Source organism: Novosphingobium sp. GW835-FHT14H07 (assembly GCF_058793515.1).
Genome location: NZ_JBXAFX010000003.1, coordinates 202,961 through 222,379, shown reverse-complemented (window position 1 = coordinate 222,379; position 19,419 = coordinate 202,961). Strand labels below are relative to the sequence as shown.

20 protein-coding genes are annotated in these 19,419 nt (G+C 64.2%); 7 read left to right on the top strand and 13 right to left on the bottom strand.

The window, feature by feature from the left end; genetic code table 11:
• Nucleotides 1–386: 386 nt before the first annotated feature.
• Genes AC1Q5P_RS04635 through AC1Q5P_RS04625 form a run of 3 tightly spaced genes read left to right on the top strand, consistent with a single transcriptional unit; the run spans nt 387 to nt 3,276 of the window.
• Complete coding sequence (locus AC1Q5P_RS04635; protein ID WP_492518265.1) at nt 387–2,729, top strand: TonB-dependent receptor; 2,343 nt, start codon at nt 387–389, stop codon at nt 2,727–2,729.
• The gene (locus tag AC1Q5P_RS04630; RefSeq protein WP_039335686.1) at nt 2,726–2,905 is read left to right on the top strand and encodes a hypothetical protein; all 180 of its coding nucleotides are present in this window, start codon (nt 2,726–2,728) and stop codon (nt 2,903–2,905) included. The genes AC1Q5P_RS04635 and AC1Q5P_RS04630 overlap by 4 nt, the downstream gene beginning before the upstream one ends.
• On the top strand, nt 2,902–3,276 hold the full coding sequence (locus AC1Q5P_RS04625; RefSeq protein ID WP_039335688.1) for a hypothetical protein: 375 nt from the start codon (nt 2,902–2,904) through the stop codon (nt 3,274–3,276). The genes AC1Q5P_RS04630 and AC1Q5P_RS04625 overlap by 4 nt, the downstream gene beginning before the upstream one ends.
• An 86-nt stretch (nt 3,277–3,362) precedes the next feature.
• On the opposite strand, the gene AC1Q5P_RS04620 is transcribed toward AC1Q5P_RS04625, so the two are convergent.
• The 5 genes from AC1Q5P_RS04620 to AC1Q5P_RS04600 are packed head-to-tail and all read right to left on the bottom strand — an operon-like array spanning nt 3,363 to nt 6,096.
• Entirely contained in the window at nt 3,363–3,869 is a 507-nt protein-coding gene (locus AC1Q5P_RS04620; RefSeq protein ID WP_492518264.1) for a DUF3237 domain-containing protein, read from the bottom strand.
• 20 nt (nt 3,870–3,889) lie between these two features.
• On the bottom strand, nt 3,890–4,795 hold the full coding sequence (locus AC1Q5P_RS04615) for an alpha/beta hydrolase family protein (protein ID WP_492518263.1): 906 nt from the start codon (nt 4,793–4,795) through the stop codon (nt 3,890–3,892).
• On the bottom strand, nt 4,795–5,169 hold the full coding sequence (locus AC1Q5P_RS04610) for a c-type cytochrome (protein WP_492518262.1): 375 nt from the start codon (nt 5,167–5,169) through the stop codon (nt 4,795–4,797). Before AC1Q5P_RS04610 ends, AC1Q5P_RS04615 begins: the two co-directional genes overlap by 1 nt.
• Before the next feature lie 31 nt (nt 5,170–5,200).
• Nucleotides 5,201–5,491, bottom strand: coding sequence for a hypothetical protein (locus AC1Q5P_RS04605; RefSeq protein ID WP_492518261.1), 291 nt, complete (start codon nt 5,489–5,491; stop codon nt 5,201–5,203).
• Complete coding sequence (locus tag AC1Q5P_RS04600) at nt 5,488–6,096, bottom strand: alpha/beta hydrolase (protein WP_492518260.1); 609 nt, start codon at nt 6,094–6,096, stop codon at nt 5,488–5,490. Before AC1Q5P_RS04600 ends, AC1Q5P_RS04605 begins: the two co-directional genes overlap by 4 nt.
• An 87-nt stretch (nt 6,097–6,183) precedes the next feature.
• On the opposite strand from AC1Q5P_RS04600, the gene AC1Q5P_RS04595 reads away from it, so the two are divergent.
• Nucleotides 6,184–7,161: a quinone oxidoreductase family protein gene (locus tag AC1Q5P_RS04595; RefSeq protein WP_492518259.1), complete on the top strand. Its 978-nt coding sequence runs from the start codon at nt 6,184–6,186 to the stop codon at nt 7,159–7,161.
• Here the strand turns inward: AC1Q5P_RS04595 and AC1Q5P_RS04590 are convergent.
• The 5 genes from AC1Q5P_RS04590 to AC1Q5P_RS04570 all read right to left on the bottom strand — a co-directional run bounded on the left by AC1Q5P_RS04590 (nt 7,158) and on the right by AC1Q5P_RS04570 (nt 13,643).
• Nucleotides 7,158–7,763 (bottom strand): hemerythrin domain-containing protein, encoded by a 606-nt coding sequence (locus AC1Q5P_RS04590; protein ID WP_492518258.1) that lies wholly within the window; start codon nt 7,761–7,763, stop codon nt 7,158–7,160. The two genes, AC1Q5P_RS04595 and AC1Q5P_RS04590, sit on opposite strands and share 4 nt — an antisense overlap.
• An 11-nt stretch (nt 7,764–7,774) precedes the next feature.
• The gene (locus AC1Q5P_RS04585; RefSeq protein ID WP_492518307.1) at nt 7,775–9,901 is read right to left on the bottom strand and encodes a catalase; all 2,127 of its coding nucleotides are present in this window, start codon (nt 9,899–9,901) and stop codon (nt 7,775–7,777) included.
• A gap of 192 nt (nt 9,902–10,093) precedes the next feature.
• A complete protein-coding gene (locus AC1Q5P_RS04580) occupies nt 10,094–10,321 on the bottom strand; it encodes a hypothetical protein (RefSeq protein WP_062343746.1) in 228 nt (75 codons plus the stop codon).
• A 61-nt stretch (nt 10,322–10,382) separates the two neighbouring features.
• Entirely contained in the window at nt 10,383–11,150 is a 768-nt protein-coding gene (locus AC1Q5P_RS04575) for an enoyl-CoA hydratase/isomerase family protein (protein WP_492518306.1), read from the bottom strand.
• Nucleotides 11,151–11,282: 132 nt separating this feature from the next.
• On the bottom strand, nt 11,283–13,643 hold the full coding sequence (locus AC1Q5P_RS04570) for a TonB-dependent receptor (protein ID WP_193828593.1): 2,361 nt from the start codon (nt 13,641–13,643) through the stop codon (nt 11,283–11,285).
• A gap of 245 nt (nt 13,644–13,888) precedes the next feature.
• On the opposite strand from AC1Q5P_RS04570, the gene AC1Q5P_RS04565 reads away from it, so the two are divergent.
• From AC1Q5P_RS04565 to AC1Q5P_RS04555, 3 genes are read left to right on the top strand one after another with little or no spacing between them, the layout of a single operon-like run.
• Nucleotides 13,889–14,662: a TIM barrel protein gene (locus tag AC1Q5P_RS04565; protein WP_193828594.1), complete on the top strand. Its 774-nt coding sequence runs from the start codon at nt 13,889–13,891 to the stop codon at nt 14,660–14,662.
• 33 nt (nt 14,663–14,695) lie between these two features.
• Entirely contained in the window at nt 14,696–16,039 is a 1,344-nt protein-coding gene (locus tag AC1Q5P_RS04560) for an MFS transporter (protein WP_039335708.1), read from the top strand.
• A gap of 11 nt (nt 16,040–16,050) precedes the next feature.
• Nucleotides 16,051–16,998, top strand: a complete 948-nt coding sequence (locus AC1Q5P_RS04555; RefSeq protein ID WP_062343741.1) for a ThuA domain-containing protein — start codon at nt 16,051–16,053, stop codon at nt 16,996–16,998.
• A 15-nt stretch (nt 16,999–17,013) separates the two neighbouring features.
• On the opposite strand, the gene AC1Q5P_RS04550 is transcribed toward AC1Q5P_RS04555, so the two are convergent.
• The 3 genes from AC1Q5P_RS04550 to AC1Q5P_RS04540 all read right to left on the bottom strand — a co-directional run bounded on the left by AC1Q5P_RS04550 (nt 17,014) and on the right by AC1Q5P_RS04540 (nt 19,354).
• The gene (locus AC1Q5P_RS04550) at nt 17,014–17,337 is read right to left on the bottom strand and encodes a type II toxin-antitoxin system RelE/ParE family toxin (protein ID WP_492518257.1); all 324 of its coding nucleotides are present in this window, start codon (nt 17,335–17,337) and stop codon (nt 17,014–17,016) included.
• 14 nt (nt 17,338–17,351) lie between these two features.
• A complete protein-coding gene (locus AC1Q5P_RS04545; protein WP_492518256.1) occupies nt 17,352–17,591 on the bottom strand; it encodes a ribbon-helix-helix domain-containing protein in 240 nt (79 codons plus the stop codon).
• A 65-nt stretch (nt 17,592–17,656) separates the two neighbouring features.
• The gene (locus tag AC1Q5P_RS04540; RefSeq protein ID WP_492518255.1) at nt 17,657–19,354 is read right to left on the bottom strand and encodes a putative bifunctional diguanylate cyclase/phosphodiesterase; all 1,698 of its coding nucleotides are present in this window, start codon (nt 19,352–19,354) and stop codon (nt 17,657–17,659) included.
• Nucleotides 19,355–19,419 lie beyond the last annotated feature (65 nt).

Genomic DNA, 19,419 nt, shown 5'->3' with positions numbered 1-19,419 from the left:
GATCACGAGTGGCAAAAAACCACAGAGCGGACAGGCGCTTGCTTTGCCTCCGGTGTGCAGTACTGCTCCTACAGCATCCCGCACTCGCATCTGCGACACCGCACTTCCATCCGACAGACGGACACGCGACAGATTCGCGACGTCGCGGCAACGCAACTTTGCCATTGTTCAATGGGGTCAGGGCATAGAGCACGCGCTCGGTCCATGATCTCGATCAATATTGGCCTGCCGGATATCGGCTTTCGGACAGGTAAATCAAAACAAGCCGTATCGCAGGATCCGGGATAGCTGAACGCCTTGCAGAATTGCTGGTGCGTCATGAAGCCATTTTCCCAGGGAACGTAGTAATCCCGCCATTCGGCTGACTAAAGTGAGGGGTTTATAAGATGAAGACGACCCGAGTTCTTAAACTGTTTCCGATCTCTACGATCGCCATCGCCTGTTCTCTCGTGCAGGCAGCCCCGGCGTTTGCCCAGGAAGCAGCGCAGGCCGAAGAGGCTGCCCCGACTGGCGACATCGTCGTGACTGCGCGCAAGCGCGAGGAAACCCTTCTCACCACGCCGATCGCGATTGCTGCGATGCCGTCGGAGGAAATCGGCCAGCGCGGCATCATCTCGCTGACCGACCTGATCGACGCAACGCCCGGTATCAACGTCACCGGCAACAACTCGGGCCGCAACGACCGTTCGTTCCAGCAGATCTCGCTGCGCGGCTTCACGCCCTCGACCACGGACTCGACGCTGACCGCGACCTTTATCGACGGCGTGCCGGTTTCGTCTGCGTCTGCGCTGAACTCGATCACGGATCCGCCCCGTGTCGAAGTGCTCAAGGGCCCGCAGAACGCCTACTTCGGCCGCAATGCCTTTGCTGGCGCGGTCAACGTGGTCAACCAGACCCCGAAGAGCGATTTTGGCGGCAGCATGAACGCCTCGGTCTTCAGCCGCCATGGTTATGATGTGCAGGGCTCGCTCGAAGGCCCGATCGCGCGCGACATCCTGAGCTTCCGCATTTCCGGGCGCGCGCTCGAGCGTGGCGGTTCCTACCGCAATCGCGCAAACCCCAACGAGCGTCTCGGCGATCAGAGCACCCGCACCGTCACCGGCATGCTGATGTTCACGCCCTCCAGCCAGCTGACGATGAAGGTCTTTGGTCTTTACAGCGAAGACAATGACGGCCCAGCCGCACAGGGCATGCTTTCGGCCTACGAAGTCCGCTCGAACAACGGCGTCGTCAACATCCCGGCGCTGAGCGGAAACACCAACGGCACGATCATCGTCCCCGGCCTGTCCAACTGCACGCTGAACGGCGTCAACCCGTTCATCTGCGGTCAGGCCCCAGCGCTGCCGGCAGCGTTCTCGCCTGCCCGTAACACCTACATCGATGCCAGGACCGCGGCCGTGCTGGCCGATGGCCTTTTCCGCCCCGTCTCGCCCAGCGATGACGTTCAGGGCTATGGCCTCAAGCGCAAGTACCTCCATGCCCACGCCAACATCGATTACGAACTGGGCGACACGGGCATCACGCTCTCGTCGCTCACCGGCGTCAACGACGAAAAGTGGTCGCAGATGTCCGAGCTCGACAACTATGACAGCTCGTCGCTGATCAACACGGCCGCCACGCCGACCAACGGCCTGCTTCCCTATTACAACTTCCCCTTCGCGATCGAACGCCACAACAACGACTTCTCTCAGGAACTGCGCGCTTCCTTTGACAATGGCAGCATGATCTCGGGCATGATCGGCCTCAACTACATGGACACCAAGGTCAAGCGTGACCTGTTCAACGCCTATGGAGAAGCTGTTCTGGGCCTGGCTCGCGGTGCTGGCACGGCTTCTGCCCCGCAGCGGGTGGAAACCAAGGGTATCTTCGGCAGCGTCAACATCAAGCCTACCGACGCGCTGGAGATCAGCCTTGAAGGCCGTTACCAGCGCGACAAGGTGTTCGGTTTCACCGGTGGTCTGGGCGCAACGATCTCGGCGGCCGCTGCTGCTGAAAACGGTGTTCCGGCTGGCACTTATGCCCCGCTGACGCAGTTCTTCTCGAAGAACTACGACAACTTCATGCCGCGCGTGATCGTCAACTACAAGATCACGCCCGAAATCATGGCTTACGCGTCATGGTCGAAGGCCGCGAACGTCAGTATCTCGTCATTCAACGCCCGCCTGTTCTCGGGCACGGCCGGCGAAATCGCCGCGTCCCAGTCGCTTGGCCTGCGCGGCATTACCGTTCCCGAAAAGCTGACGAACTACGAAATCGGCCTCAAGGGCCGGGCCTTCGACAACAAGTTGATCTTTGCTCTTTCGGCTTACTACGGTGACTGGAAGAACCAGTACAACACGCGCAGCGTCTTCTTCGTGGACAATTCGCTGAACCCGCCGCTGAGCTCAACCGTCACCGGCATCGCAAACTCGGGCCGGACCAAGGTCAAGGGAATCGAACTCGATACGACAATCCTTCCCATGGAAGGCGTGTCGCTCACGTTCTCGGGGGCCTACAACGACACCAACATCCGTTCGTTCAATGACCCGGCGATCACTCGTGTCACGGGCGTTACGGGCGATGGCTTCAAGGGCAACAGCCTGCCGCTGACTTCAAAGTACTCTTTTGCGATCACGCCAGAATTCTCGGGCGACATTCCGGGCCGCGACAATGCTACCTGGTTCATCCGCAGCGACGTGAATTACAAGTCGCGCTGGCCGAAAAGGCCGGGTTCGATCGGGCGGACGTGAAGTTCGATACCGCGCCCATGGCGGTGATGGAATTTGCCGCCGCCGCCGAAGGCTACAGCCAGGAAGCTAGCGAGGCCGTGGCCGAGCGTGAATTCACCGCGGGCGAATTTGCTCCCGGCGGCGGCTGGGAAGTGCTGATCGCCCGCAAGCCGCTCGAAAAGCAGATGGCAGCATGACCGGAACCGAAACCATGACCGAACGCCCCCAAGTCATCCGCCACGCCCGCGGCAAGCGCCCTGAGTTCTACGAAACCCCCGGCCTCGATCACGTCATGTCGATGATCATGGTGCTGGCCAACGAAGTCTCGGTCCTGCGTGACCGCATGGACAGCGCAGAGCGCGTGGCCAAGGCATCGGGCATTGATCTTGCCGCCGGCATCGAGACGCTCGAACTCGATCAGGCCGCGCTGGAAGAGCGCGAGGAGCGCCGCCAGGATTTCCTGCGCCGCCTGTTTTATCTCCAGCTGAAAGACGCCGACGAAGCCGCCCAGGCCCAGACCGCCGAGGGCTTCAACGCCACGATCGCGGAAATCGCGCTTCAGGATTGAGGGGGTTCGAACCCCATATCGTCCACCAAACCAACGTCACCCCGGGCTAGACCCGGGATGACGAGGAACTTTGGTTCGCGAAGCCCTCAATTCACCCGGTAGAACCGGATCCGCACCGATGGGACCTTGGCATCCCCCGGCACCAGCGCGCCGATGAAGGTCTGGCGGTTGAGCCAGTCGTACTTGCCATTCGGCGCCTCGAACACGGCGTGTGTCCGAACCGGCACGGGCTTGCCTTGCGCATCGCGGCAGGCAACGGCGGTGTTGACGATGTTGATCACCACGCCGTCGTCGGTCTTGAGGAAATAGTCGGCCTTCAGCTGCACGCAGCCATCGGGGCGGATCAGTTGCCAGTCCCACCCGCCGGGCATGACCGTGCCACTGATCCCCGGGCCGCTGAACGTGCCGCCGGTAATCGGAATGATGTTGCGCCCACCCAGCGGCGTCGTGCCGGGGGCGACACTCTGGGCGAGAAGGACCTCTTCCTCGAACACGAATTCGAGCGAGGGATCGGGCATCGGGGGCTTGTCAGCCGCAGATGCGGATGCTGCGCCCACAAGGGCCAGAATGGCCCCGGCAATTCCAGATTTCATGCTTTCTCCCGCCAATGCTCCTACTTGCGCAAGAGCATCACCGGCAGGCGGTCTGTCAACATTGCATCGAGCCGCTTTGCCGCAGCTTTCTCGCCCCGTCCGTGGGCGTCGACAAACAACGCCGATATCCGCGCCGCATCTGCCAGCCGATCCAGCTGCTTCGGCCCCGGCAGATCATAGCGGCAGATCGCGCCGCCGAAGTAGTGGTCCACGCCTTCGAGCACGAGGCCATAGCGGTTGCCGCCAATCGCTGCCGCCTCATAAGGCACGAGATGGCCGCGCCAGCCTTCGCCATCGGTGGTGGTGATGCCCGGCACGATGTCCTTGGTGCCAGTCTGGACCAGCGCCGGGACCGCAATCTTGCCATATCCTTCGGCCGTACACAGCACAGGGATGGGCGCGGGCGGACTGAACGCCACCACCGCGCGCGCATTGGGATCGCGCATCGGGCCGCTCCAGCCTTCGGGCGGAATTGCCGCCGCGCCGCCCATGGTCAGCGCCACCAGACCGCCATAGGAATGCCCGGCCGCGATCCAGGGCCGCTTGCCGACATGGGCAGACAATGCGCGCATGTCCTCAAGCCGCGCCTTCCAGCTGGCGAGGCTGGGATAGTCCTTGGTGTGCGGATGCTCGATCGAATCGACGTGCAGCGGCGCGAGGATGTGGAAGCCCGCCGCCAGCCAGGGCGCGAAGAGCGCCTCATAGAACCGCGGCGAGGAGGCGGCGCCATGGCTGAACAGCACCAGCGCCTTTGCCTTGCCCCGCGGCTTCCACTCGCTCACCCGGATCTCGCGCCCGCCCGGGCTGGCCAGCTTGAACTGCCGCTCTGCCGCTGGCCTTGCCGCCATCGCGCCCAGCCGGGCCGAGGCGACCAGCGCCCCCGCCCCGACCAGAAGACCGCGCCGATCGATCGGGAGTCCGGCCATCAGGGCATCGGCTTCTTGAGATAGGCGATGATCGCTGCGCGCTCGGCCGCGTTGGGCACGCCGCCAAAGGCCATCGAGGTGCCGGGGATCACCGCCGAAGGACGCGCCAGCCACTTGTCGAGCGTGGCCGGGTTCCACACGATGGCCGCGCCCTTGGCCTTCATCGCCGCCGAATAGCGGAAGCCGGGCACCGTGCCCGCCTTGCGGCCGACCACGCCGAACAGGTTCGGCCCGATCTTGTTCGGCGCCCCCTTGGCGATAGAATGACAGGCCACGCACTTGAGGAACGCACGCTTGCCCGCTGCGGCATCCTGCGCCTGTGCAGGGGCAGCCAGAACCAGAGCGGCAGCGAGGGGGGCAACAAACTTCAACATTGCAGTCTTTTCCATTGTTTGCAGCGCGCGATCAACGCGAACCATGCGCCTTGAGCCAAGCCTTGGCACGCAGCGCGGCATTGGCGGAAATATCGGCCCAGAACAGGCCGACGTCGTGATAATGCATCGAACCGCCCGGCAGCGGCTTGAGGCCCAGCGATGGCGCAGGCCAGACGGTCAGCAGCCCATCGCGGCACTCGGCGGCGACTGCGCTGGCCTTGAGCGGGCCCATCGGGCCTGAGCCCGGATCACCGGCAACTGCGCCTTTCGCATCCGATGAAAGCGACAGCGTACGGCGCGTGTCGAACGTGACGGGGTTCACGCGAAGCGGCTTGCCGCCATCCTTGCCCCGTTCTGCGCCAAAAAGATGTCGCGGTAGGACTTGAGCATCGGCCCGCTGTCGACGCCGGGAATGCCGCCCACGCCCGGCGCGAGCGTTGCCTGCACGCGCTGCCGCATCGCCTCGTTGGTCTCGCCCGGAGGGGATTGGATCAGGCGGTATTTCAGCACGAACGCCGCCACCCCGCGCGCCGCCAGCCAGCGGGCCACGCGCGTGCCTTCGTGGTGGATTGCCAGCAGGCGAAAACCGCCACCCGGCGCGATAACCACCGCCATGCCATTGGCCCTGGCCGGATCGGGCAGGAACGGCTGCAGCGTCGGCACGGTGACGTTCCACACCTGCTCGCCATTCTCGCGCAGGTCTTCGCGCACCGGCACCTTGGCGAGGCCGGGCCATCCCTTCATCGAAGGCACGCCAGCGGGCCACACCGGCATCGGCGCAAGTTCGCCCTCTTGCGCCAAGGCTGGCAGCGAAAGCAGCAGGGCAAGGCCGGCAAGGACGATCCGCAGCATCCACGCTTCTCCGGAAGGTTCGAAAGCGGGGACAGTGGCAATGCGCGCGCCTGCGCAGCAGGCCTGCGTCGCCACTATCCGCCCATCGGTCAGCGGTTTGCAAAGCGCGGCATCGGCGGTCTAGGGTCGGCCAAACCGTTCGCCATCCAAGGAGAGCCCCCCATGCACGCCAAAGCCGTCCGCCTCACCGCCACCGGCGGCCCGGAAGTCATTGCGTGGGCAGATGTCGACCTTCCTGCACCGGCTGCGGGCGAAGTGCTGGTCGAACATACCGCTGTCGGCCTCAACATGATCGACACCTACCACCGTGGCGGGCTCTATCCGATCCCGATTCCCGGCGGCCTGGGCGTGGAAGCGGCAGGGCGCGTGGTCGCGGTGGGCGATGGCGTTACCGCGTTTTCGGCCGGTGATCGCGTCGCCACCTTCGGGCCGGAACTTGGCGCCTATGCCACGGCGCGCATCTATCTCGAAGGCGCACTGTTCAAGCTGCCCCATGCCATCAGCGATGCGACCGCTGCGGCCGCCATTCTCAAGGGCTTCACCGTCGAATTCCTGGTCGAGCGCTGCGCACAGGTTCAGACTGGCTGGCCAGTGCTGGTCCATGCCGCAGCGGGCGGCGTCGGGCTGATGCTGGTGCAGTGGCTCAAGCACATCGGCGCCACGGTGATCGGCACCGTCTCCACGCCTGAAAAGGCCGAGATTGCACGCGCTGCCGGTGCGGACCACGTGATCGACTATTCGCGTGAGGACGTCGGCCCGCGCGTGCGTGAAGTGACGGGCGGCGCCGGCGTGCGCGTGTCTTTCGATGGCGTGGGCAAGGACACCTGGGAAGCCAGCCTCGATTCCACCGCCCGGCGCGGGCTGATCGTCAGCTATGGCAACGCCTCCGGTCCGGTCAGCGGTGTCGCGCTCGGCACATTGTCACAAAAGGGTTCGCTGTTCGTGACCCGCCCGACACTCTACCACTACTACGCCGACCCGGCCGAACGCGCGTCGGGATCGGCGCGGGTGTGGGACATGATCGCCAGCGGCGCGGTTGCCGTGACCATTGGCCAGACCTACCCGCTCGCCGAAGTCGCCCAGGCGCACCGCGATCTCGAGGCGAGGAAAACCACCGGATCGACGGTACTGATGCCTTAGGCGATATCGTTGATCCTCAGCCTCGGCTTCACTTCCGCCGCCGCCTTTTCCGCCTCCTTGCGCCGCTCGAACACGGCCAGCATGTGCTTGCGATCAGCCGCGGTCAGGATCTTCTCGCTTTCCACGAACTGCTCCTGCTCCTCCTCGCGGATATGGTGCAGGTATTCGTGCTTGAGCGCGGCAAAGCGCTCCAGCCACTTGGGTGTGCCCATGTCGCGCGCGGCAAGATCGTCGAGCATCTTGTCGATGTCCTTGTGCTCGGCCACGGCATGGCGGGCGAACTCGGTGGTATCAGGATTGCGCAGCACGGTTGACCACAGCGCCTGCTCCTCGGCAGCGGCGTGGCCCTTCAGTTCGTAGACCAGCTCCTCGAACAGCGCCTTGGCATCCTTGCCCTTGCCGCCGGTCGCCTCGAGCATGGCGAGCAGCGCACGGTGCCGGTCATGGTCCTCGATCAGCCGCCCGAACACGTCGGGCAGGCCGCGCAGGTCCGTCGCCGGGGTCTGCCCGATCTGCGCCGGGACGTCAGGAGCAATCGCCTTGGCCTTGGCGATAGCCTTCGCCTTGGCCTCGGCAGGCTTCATCTTGGTCACTGTCGCCATCTGTCGTCTCCTCAGGCGAGATCGCGGATTTTAGGCTCACGCCCGAAGTGGCGCACCGGCCCCACTTCCAGCAGCTTTTCGTTCGGCACCACGCCTTCGTCCGGCTCCACGCCCGCCTTCTCGAGGATGACCTTGGTGCCGTTGCAGTGGGCAATGGTCTTGCAGTGGCCATAGGCATCCATGAACCACTGCACCGCCGCGCCCTGCTTGCTGAGCTTTTCGGCCTCCGCCGGCATCAGCACCGAAGCCACCGCGTCGAACAGCACCGACGGCGAGCCATCGAGCTTGCCATCGGCCTTCAGCGTTCCGCCCTTGACGGACAAGCCGCCAACCTTGGGCGCGACAAGGAACACCGATCCGCCCGCCGCTTCCACGCCCGCCTTCAGCTTGTCGATCGTCGCCTTGTCCGACCCTTCCGCAAAGAGGATGCCGACCTTGCGGCCCTCGAAGGTCATCTTCGCCTGCTTCTGGATCGACAGCGCGTCCGATGGCTTCATCTCCACCGGCTCGCGCGCGGCAGGCGCCTTCTCGGGCAGGTCCATGGCCAGACCATCAGCCACCCGTGCGGCCAGATCCTCGTCCACGTTGCGCAGGCGCGAAAGCACGCGCAACCGCACATGCTCCATCGCACACTTCGAAAGCTCGAACACCAGCGCCGAGGCCATGTGCGCCTTCTCGTTCTCGGTCTGCGAGTGATAGAACAGCGCCGCCTGGCTGTAGTGATCGGCGAAGAGTTCGGCGCGCACGCGCACCTTCTCGGTCGGATCGTTGCGCTCGCCGTTCTCGCGGAACGAGGTGAAGCCGGTCTCCGGGCAAGCGCGCGGGCCGCTGTCCTCGCCCGCCTCGTTCAGCGAGTTGGGTTCGTAATTGGCGCGTCCCGTCGGCACCAGCGTCTGCATCAGGCCATCGCGCTGCATGTTGTGGAACGGGCACTTGGGCGCGTTGACCGGGATCTGGTGGAAGTTGGTCGTGCCGAGGCGCGATTTCTGCGTATCCAGGTACGAAAACAGCCGCCCCTGCAGCAGCGGATCGTTCGAGAAGTCGATGCCGGGGATGACATTGCTCGGAAGGAACGCCGACTGTTCGGTCTCGGCAAAGAAATTGTCGACATTGCGGTTGAGCGTCATGCGCCCGATGATCTCCACCGGCACGTCCTCTTCGGGGATCAGCTTGGTCGCGTCGAGCACGTCATAGGGCTGCGCTGCGGCGAACTCCTCGTCGAAAACCTGCACGCCCAGGTCCCATGCCGGGAAGCTGCCCATGGCGATGCTTTCGAACAGGTCGCGGCGGTGGAAATCGGGATCGGCCCCGGCAATCTTCACCGCCTCGTCCCATATCAGCGATTCCATGCCCAGCACCGGCTTCCAGTGGAACTTCACGAACTTGCCCTCGCCCGCCGAATTGACGAAGCGGAAGGTGTGGACGCCGAAGCCCTGCATCATGCGCAGCGTCCGCGGGATGGTGCGGTCGCTCATCGCCCACATGATCATGTGCATGGTCTCGGGCATCAGGCCCACGAAGTCCCAGAACGTATCGTGGGCGCTCGCTGCCTGAGGATAGCCGCGATCGGCCTCCATCTTCACCGAATGGACCAGGTCGGGGAACTTCATCGCATCCTGGATGAAGAACACCGGGATGTTGTTGCCAACCAGATCCCAGTTGCCTTCGTCGGTATAGAACTTGACCGCAAAGCCGCGCACGTCACGCGGGGTGTCGATCGATCCGGCACCACCGGCCACGGTCGAAAAACGCACGAACACCGGGCAGGTCGTGCCCTCCTTCTGGAACAGGCCCGCCTTTGTCAGTTCCGGGATCGCCTTGGTCACCTCGAACACGCCATGCGCGGCAGAGCCACGGGCGTGGACGATGCGCTCGGGAATGCGCTCATGATCGAAGTGGAAGATCTTCTCGCGCAGGATGAAGTCTTCCAGAAGCGTCGGCCCGCGTGTGCCCGCCTTCAGGCTGTTCTGGTTGTCCGACAGGCGGTGGCCGAAGTTGTCGGTAAGATAGGCCGCGCCATCGGCTCCGGCGGCAGCGTCCTGATGCGTTTCACCGGCATCGCCGGTCTGCGTGGCATAGGCGCCCTGCCCGGCCCCCGGCTGATGATCGGCAAGCGCATTGTCGAGCGCGGGCGACATCGAGGACGATTCATTGGTGGTCTTGCCGGTCTTGGCCATGGCGCGTGTCCTTGGGTTGCGCGCACGGGTGCGGGGCGCAGGAACACTGCGCCCGCCCGTTCACGCGGGAAATATGAGGAAAGTCGGTTCCCGAGGGTGGACCGCCGCGCGCCGGGAGGGGGAGGAGCGCGCGACGGTCCGAGGGGAACGGGATCAATACGTGCGTGTCGTGCCCGAAGCGGCCTGGCGGGCCTGCTTCTTCTTCATCGCGCGCGATACGGCCCAGGTGCCGCCGGCGGCTGCCAGCATGCCCAGTGGCCCCATGCGCCGCATGACCGTGGCCGCGGCAACGCCGATCAGCGCGCCGGTGCCTTCGCTCATGCCGGGAGTACGGTCGGCAATCTTCTTGCCGACCACTGCGGAAATGATCTTGCCTATCATGGATTACCTCTTTGGAACCCTTCCAGAACCGCGTGGGCCGAACTTGGTTCCGGGGAGGTCGTCAGAACGTCGGCTTGCGCTTCTCGACAAAGGCGGTGGTGCCTTCGCGGAAATCCGCACCCTCGAACGCTGCGGCAAATACCCGCAAGCTCTCGGCATCATCGGCCACCTGACCATCAAGCACGTTGCGCACGAAGCCCTTGATCGCCTGCGTGGAGAACGGCGAGGCCGCCAGCAGTTGCGCGACCAGCGCGTCTTCGTTCGCGGCCAGTTCCTCGACCAGCCCGATCGCGCGCGCCTCGTCAGCCCCCAGCAGCATACCGGTAAACAGCATGCGCCTTGCCTGCCCCGGCCCGACCAGATCGACCAGCAGCTTCACGTCATGCAGCGGATAGACCAGGCCCAGCCTGGCCGGCGTGATGCCGAACCGCGCCTCAGGCCCCGCCACGCGGATGTCGCAGGCCAGCGCGATGCCGCAGCCGCCACCCACGCAATCGCCTTCGACCATCGCCACGGTCGGCAGGCGAAAGCGGGTCAGTTCGTATTGCGCGCGGTTGATCGCGGTCTGGTTTGCCGCGCGCCATGCCGCATCGTCCTTGTTGGCGAGCAGTTCGGCAATGTCGGCGCCCGCGCAAAACGCACCGCCATTGGCGGATTTCACCACCAGCACCCTGACGTCCGGATCGGCGTCGGCCTCGGCCAGCAATTCGGGCAGGCGCTGCCACATCGCGATGTTGAAGGCGTTGCGCTTGTCCGCCCGGTCGATCAGCAGGCGCGCCACCGCGCCATCGCGTTCCAGCCGCAAGGTTGTGCCCGCCTCGTCACCCATCGCGCATCCCCGATCGTCGTCCAACCCGAGCCGCTCTGGACGCGCAACCGTCGCTTGGCAATATCGTGACGCCCAATGAAAAGAGGCGGACCTTGCGGCCCGCCTCTTCTGTCCGTCAGGCGATCACGCCGATCAGAAGTCGACGCTCAACCGCACGCCATAGGTGCGCGGCGCGGCGAACTGCCAGTTATAGATGTCGTCCGGCCCGGCCACGGTGAACCCGGCATAGGTCAACGGACGGGTGTTCTCGATGTTGCGGACAAAGCCCTGCAGGCTGAAGCGCTTGTTTTCCGGCGCATAGGTCAGCGACAGGTCGGTCTGGGTAAAGGCCGTCTGCTTCGAATCGCGGTAGTTGAACACGTCGCCGAAGTACGCGCTCTTGAAGGTGGAGAACACGCTGGCCGTCAGGCTGCCCATGTCGCCCAGCGGGATCACCTTGTCGTAGGCCAGAGTGATCGTCCACTCGGGCGTCATCGGCGGGGTGTTGCCGGCAAGGTTGGGCTGCGTGACAACGCCCGGCGTCGTCTCGAGGTTGCCGACCGTCAGCTCGCCGTTGCCGCCACTCGGACGGCAACCCGAGCCGCTCACGCAGAACACCGGGATTGCAGTCAGGAGCTGCTGGTACTCGGCGTTGACGTAGTTCGCCGTGGCCGAGAACGTGTCGTTGTCCGAAAGCTTGATCACCGCTTCGGCTTCGACGCCCCAGATCCTCGCCTTGCCGGCGTTGAAGATCTGGCTGCCCTTCGTCGTATCGAGCAGCACGCCGACCTGCAGATCCTTGTAGTCATAGTAGAAGCCGGCAAGGTTGAAGGTGTGCTGCGACGATGCGCCGAAGTTCTTTTTCAGGCCTGCTTCGTACGCCGTGTTGGTTTCCGGCGCATACTGGCCGACTGAATCGAAGCCGCCCGCCTTGAAGCCGGTCGAAACCTTGCCATAGATCAGCGTATCGGCATCGGGCTTGAAGTTCACGCCGGCCAGCCAGGTCAGCTTGTCCGCTTCCGAACCCAGCGTCAGATTGCGCAGGGGCGTGCCGGGGTTGGTCGGCCGGACGTTGCCGGTGTTGAACAGCGGGTTGGACGGATTGGCAATCGCTCCACCATGGTCGCGATAACGGGCGGAGCGCTTGTCATCGGTATAGCGCAGGCCGGCCACGATCGTGAACTGGTCCGAAAGCTTCACGTCGGTCTGGCCGAACACCGCCCAGCTGCGCGACTCCACGTTGCGGAAGAAGTAGTTCACGTATCCGCCATTGGCGCCGAGCAGGAACGGCGGCGGCGGCAAGCGAAAGAGCCCGCGCTCCACGTCGAGCTTCTCGTTGAAGTAGAACGCGCCCGTCTGCCAGACCAGCAGGTCGCTCTCGCCATTGAGGCGCAGCTCGTGGCTGTGGGTCTTGGTGTTGCCGACAAAGGTGTTGAAGCGATAGGCGGGCGAAAGGCCCAGCGCGGAAAGCGCATCGGTCTCGCGGAAGCCGCCGGTGTAGGTCACGGTGGCGGCGCCGAAATCATAGGCGATGCTGCCGCGCACGGCGGTTGACTTCAGGTCGTTGCTGCCAAGGCCGCTCGCCGGTGCATTGTAGGTCGAACGGTCCACGTTGGCGAGATTGTTGGTCAGCGCCGGAATGCACTGCGTACCCGGAACAGCCGGGGCAATCTCGACCCAACCGGGGTTGGCGGCGCAGCCCGCTCCCGGCGAGTTGCCGGCCGCGTTGAAGTTCATGAAGGCCTGGGCAGGAACGACGATGTCCTGCTCCACCCGCTCGACCGCCGCGTTGATCTTCAGGCCCGAGACCGGCTCGAGCCGCAGGCTCAGACGGCCACCCCAGGTGTTGTCATCGCCACTGCGCTTGTCGATGTTCGGATGGTAGTTGTAGCCATCGCGGTCGGAGTAGATGCCCGACGCGCGGATGCCGCCGATGTCGCCCAGCGGCACGGTGACGCCGCCCTCGGCGATCACGTGGTTGAAGTTGCCATAGCTCAGGCTGCCGTTGGCGGCAAATTCGCTGCCGGGCTTGCGCGTGATGAAATTCACCGCGCCGCCGGTGGCGTTGCGGCCATAGAGCGTGCCCTGCGGCCCGCGCAGCACTTCAACGCGATCGAGGTCGAAAAGCGCGGCATTCAGCACGGTCGGGCGATTGATGTATTCGCCATCGATGTTGATGGCGATGGCCTGGTCCTGCGCCTCGTCGTTGCTGTTCGAACCGATGCCGCGAACGGTGACGCGGGTCAGCACGGTATCGTTCACGATCTGGACGACCGGCGCCACGCGCTGGAGCGAGACGAGATCGGTCACGCCCGAAGCCTTGAGCGCCTCGCCGCTGACCACGTTTATCGCGATCGGCACGTCCTGCACGTTCTGCGACCGGTTCTGCGCGGTCACGATGATGACATTGGGGTCGGCAGCCTCGTCGGCTTCGCTTTGCGCCAGAGCCGCCGAAAACGGCACGATGCAGCCTGCGCCGCACAGCAGCAGGAACTTGAATCCATTCGATTTCATCTGGTTTTTCCTCCCAAAACTTGTTCGCCGCCGATTCGGCCGGAATGCGAAGGCTTATTCTGGAATATAGATTCTATTTGTCAAACCCCGGTCTGCATTATGTCTTAGTGTTGCTGCCGCATTCGGCGGAGCCCCCTTGACCTAGGCCCGCGAGAATGCGAACATGTATTCCAATAAAGTAGCGGCCCTTTCTGCCGCCAGGCAAACGCACCGCATGGTGTGGGGCCGCCGATTGGGAGATCGACGTGCCTGCTGCTTATCCGCTTTCATCCTGCATCGAATGGCAGTTCGCCGAAGCCGGTGACCTTGCGACACGTATCCGCGCCGCCAAGGCTGGCGGGTTCGACCTGGTCGAATTCCACCTCTGGCGGGACAAGCCCGTCGAAGCCATCGGCGCGGCCCTTGCCGAAACCGGCGTCACGCTCACCGGCATCTGCGTCGATCCGCGCCGCTCCATCGTCGATCCGGCCGAACGCGCCGAGATGGTGCAGGCCGTGCGCGAGACCATCGAAGCCACTGCCCCCCTCGGCAAACCACCGCTGATCGTCGCATCGGGCTTCAAGGTCGAAGGCATGAGCGAGGAAGACCACTTCGCCAACGCCGTCGCCGCATTGAAGGAAGCCGCCGCGCTTGCGGAAGCAGCAGGCGTCACCCTCCTGCTCGAACCACTCAACACCCGCCTGTTCTCGGCAATGTACCTTGTCAGCACCACGCTCGGGCTGGACCTTGTCGAAGCGGTCGGCAGCCCCAACCTGCGCCTGCTCTACGATGTCTGGCACAGCGCCGTGATGGGCGAGGATATTGCCGACGTTCTGAAAGGCCGCATCCACCTCGTCGCCCACGTCCAGGTGGCCGACATGGACGACCGCAACGAACCCGGCACCGGCACGGTTGACTGGGGCCATGTGATGGGAACGCTCGAAAGCCTTGGCTACAAGGGCAGCATCGGCATGGAGTATTTCCCCACCCTGCCGATGGACCAGTCGCTCGAGCTGACCCGCAAGACGCTGGCGCTCTGAGCAAACTGTAACGCTGCGGTCCGGGAGAGGGATGTGGCAAACGAAAAGTTGAGCTTCGCCGAACGCCTCAGCTACGGCATGGGCGACATGGGCACCAGCCTTGCCTACAACATGGCCAGCGGGTTCCTGCTGTTCTACTACACCAATGTCGTCGGCATGCCGGCGGCAGGGGTGGGTACCATCTTCCTGATCGCGCGCCTGCTCGATGCCATCATCGATCCGGTGGTCGGCATCATGGTCGACAAGACCCGCAGCCGCTGGGGCCGCACGCGCGGCTATTTCCTGTTCACCGCCCTGCCCTATGCGCTGCTCACCGTCGCGCTGTTCCACGTGCCCGACTGGAGCGACAGCGCGCAGCTGGTCTATGCCTTCGTCACGTTCAAGGCCTTGGGCATCCTGATGTCGGTCCAGGCGATCCCCTATACCGCGCTGATGCCGATGATGACCCTGGACCCGAAGCAGCGACTCAAGCTGTCCGGCATGCGCGGCGTCGGCACCTCGATCTCGGTCGTGCTCGGCACCGCTGCCGTCATGCCGCTGGTCGGCGTTTTCGGCGGGGAAGACCAGAACAAGGGCTTCCAGTACGTCGCGATGCTCTTTGCCGCGATCGGCTTTGCCGCAACGCTCGCGCTCTTCGCCAATTGCAAGGAGCGCTTCGAGGACGGCTCCTCGCCCGATTTCGCCATCGGCCCTGCCGTCAAGGAAATGCTGCAAAACAAGGCCTGGCTCGTCGTCTTCGCCTCGTGCCTGCTCTATTTCATCCGCTTCGGCCTGATGATGAGCGCGACCGCCTATTTCGCGATCGACGTGATGCGCCAGCCCTGGCTGATCTCGGTCATGCTGCCTGCCGTCTCGGGGATGCTGCTGCTGTCCTCGTTCGTCGCCCCGCCGATCCTTGCCCGCACCGGCATCAGGAAGGGCAGCGCCTTCGTCCTCGCGCTCGCCGCCGTGATCTTCGCTGTGCTCCCGCTGGCGCAGGACAACACTGCCGCCTTCCTCAGCCTCTACATCGCCGCCTGCCTTGCCACGTCCATCACCATTACCGCCGCCTTCGCGATGATCGCCGAGACGGTGGATTACCATGAATGGAAGTTCGGCACCCGGCGCGAGGGCCTGCTTTCGGCAGGGATCAGCCTCTCCACCAAGGTCGGCATGGCAGTGGGCACCGCAGGCTTCGCCTTCATGCTCGGCGCGGCAGGCTATGTGCCCGATGCCGTGACTGATGCCGCGCGCGAAGCGATCCGCTGGACCTACTACGGCAGCGCCGTCGTCCTGCTCGGCCTGCAGACCGTGGTCGTCCTGATGTGGCCGATGGACGGCCTGCACGAAACCATCCGCAACGACATCGCCGCGCGCCAGCCCGCAGCGGCGGAATAAGGGAGAACCTCATGAAGAAGATCACAGCCGCCCTGCTTGCGGCCTGCATCGCCGTGCCTGCCGCCGCGCAGGTCATCGTCACCATCGATTACCGCCCGCCCGAAACCGTGCAGCGCGTCGCCATCCCGGTGAACCCGGCCGAGAACCGCCTCAAGGTCCTCATCATTTCGGGCCGCAATTCCTACGAGCATGACTGGACCGGCGTGAACAACATGCTGCGCACCATGATGCAGGATACCAAGCGCTTCGACGTTCGCGTGACCGAGGATTTCGACAACGGCACGCTGGAAACGCTGAAGCAGTACGACGTCGTCCTGCTCAACTATTCCAGCCGCTGGAACTATGCCGATCCGGTGCAGAAGGTGTGGTCGGACAGCGCCTTCAAGGCGCTCTACCAATACGTGCGCGAAGGCGGCGGGCTCGTCGCCTATCACTCCAGCTTCACCTGGGGGCGGGACATACCCGAATACAAGAAGCTGATCGGCGGCGCGATGGAACCCGGCACCAGCCGCCGTGCGCCTCCGGGAGCCTTCCCCGTCCATCTGGTTGACCGCACCCACCCGATCACTGCGGGCATGCGCGAATTCATCTGGACCTACAACGACGACATGTACACCAACATGGGCATGGACCCGGATGCGAAGATCCACGTCCTCGCCACCGCCCACGATTCCGCCGCCGCCTATGACCCGAAGCTGACCGGCCCCAAGTATCCCGCCGCCGCCTATACGCCCGAAAAGCTCAAAGCCATGAAAGGCATCGACGCCGATCACCCTCAGGTCTGGACCGCCGACTACGGCAAGGGCCGCGTCTTCTCGATCACGCTTGGCCACGATGAAGTCTCGCTCCACTTCCAGCCGCTGCAGACCCTGATCCTGCGCGGCACCGAATGGGCCGCCACCGGCAAGGTCACCTTGCCCGTACTGGAAGAAGCGAAGGACTATCCGACCAGGCCCTGACCGCGGCTTGGCAATTCACGCTTCTGGATCGGCGGCGAGCCATGCAGGGATGTCGCTCTGCAGATGAAGCAGGCGGAGGATTTCGATGCGATCCTCCGCCACAAGATAGAAAGCCGCCCAGGGAAATCCCTTTACGCTTCTCGAACGAAGACCCGGCACCGACAACTCGTAAGCCCACCGCGGTGAACCTCCGTTCGGCGCACGAGCGATCGACGCATATGTATCCTGCAATCTGTCGACAAAGCGCAGGGCAACATCCTGCCCGGCTGTCAGGGCATAGTCTTCCGTAGCGCGCCGGGCATCCTTGTCTGCCAGCTCATGGAAAACCAGGCGGCGCATTGGCCCGCTTCTGCTCAGCTACTGACGCGGTCCTGCGCCAGCTTTCGCAATCCGTCGAAGTAGGCCTCATCCACCTCGCCCGCAATTGGCGAGGCTGCGCCATCCAGAATCATCCCCCGCAGTCGCTGCACGTCCTGGTCCTTGCGGATCAACTCGCGGACGTATTCGCTGTTCGTGCCGAACCCCCGGTTTGCAACCTGGGCGTCAACGAAAGACTTCAAGGCGTCTGGCAGCGAAATGTTCATCGAAGACATGCCGCCAAGATAGATTGCATGGCAAAAAATGGCAACCTACCCCTCTCCCAGCCTGCCGCGCTGCCCTACCTTGCAACAGCCACCCGCGCTTGCGGAACGGGCGCGAAAAGGCGCACGATCTCGTCCGCCGCAACGGCCCGTCCATAGAGGAACCCTTGCGCTTCCTTGCAGCCAAGTTCGCGCAGCACCCGTTCCTGCTCGCGCGTTTCCACCCCTTCGGCGATCACTTCCAGGCCAAGCGTGCGCGCCATCTGCAGCACCGCATCGACAATCGCGGCATCCGCATCCGAACGATGGATCGCTTCAACGAAGCAGCGGTCGATCTTGAGCCGATCCAGCGGATAGCGCTGCAGCAGGCTGAGCGAGGCATACCCGGTTCCGAAATCGTCGAAGGCAATGTCCACGCCCAGCGTCTTCAGGCGCTTGAGCATCGTGGCAACTTCGTCGTTGTGCTTGATCACGATGTTCTCGGTGATCTCGATTTCCAGCTGCGTGGGCGCGATGCGATGCTTGCGGCAGGCTTCGCCGATCACGCCATAGAGCCGGGGCGAGCGCAACTGCGCCGCAAACAGGTTCACCGCCATGCGCACTTCGCCAAGCCCGGCGCTGCGCCAGGAACTGGCCACGCGGCAGGCCTCGTCGATCACCCAGTCGCCCACGTCCTCGGCTACAACGCTGTCATCCAGAACCGAAAGGAAGGCATCGGGGTGCAGCAATCCGAACTGCGGGTGCTTCCACCGCAGCAGCGCCTCCACGCCCAGCAGCGCCTTGTCTTCGAGCGAGACCTGCGGCTGGAAGTGCAGCACGAACTGCCCTTGCGGCAAGGCCTCGCGCAGTTCCGCGCCCAGCCTCTGGCGCTGCTCCGAGCGGTTGTGCATCGTCGGCAGGTAATACTTGCGCTGCGCCCCGTGCTCGGCCTTGGCGCTGTAGAGCGCAAGGTCCGCGCGCGACAACAGCTGGTCCACCGTCGATGCATCCTTCGGCGCCAGCGCGATGCCGATGCTGGTGCCGACAAACACGTTCTTGCCGTTGATCTGGAACGGGGTGGCGAGACTTTCGAAGATTGCACGGCACAGCGAATCGATCCGCAGCGGATTGCTGCAATCGGACAGGACGATGGCAAACTCGTCGCCGCCGAACCGCGCCACCATGTCGGCATCGCCCACGCAGCCTTCGATCCGCCGCGCCACATCAGCCAGCAGCAGGTCGCCTACGCTATGGCCCAGCGTGTCGTTGATGTCCTTGAACCCGTCGAGGTCAAGCAGCATCAGCGCGCAGGAGCCGCGCGCGATCGCTTCCTCCAGCCGGGCGTTCAAGGCATTGCGGTTGGGCAAGGATGTCAGCGTGTCGCAATGGGCGAGATGCTCGAGCCGGCGTTTGGCCGCCTGCCGATCGGTGATGTCGCGGATCAGCGCGCCGAACATCGGCTGGCCGTTCTCGTCCCACATTGACAGCGAAAGATCGACCGGGATCTCGTGCCCGTCGGCATGGCGCACCAGCATCTCGATGGCTTTCCCCGCCAACCGCGCCTTGCCGCTCTTGACGGCGCGGGCCAGCCCCGCCTCGTGCGCGGCGTGGTAGCGCTCCGGCATGATGATCGTCAGCGGCTTGCCGATCGCCTGCTCCGCGCTGAAGCCGAACAACTGCTCGGCCGCGGAATTCCACGAAAGGATCAGGTTGTCAGGCCCGGCGCAGATGGCGGCAGTAGCGGACCGCGCAAGCATCTGCGCATAGCGATCCGGCGTGGATCGTCCCGTCGGCAAGGCGTTCTCCGTGGTTGAAAAGAAACCCGAGACCAAAATCTCAGGCTCTACTTACGACCAGGAAC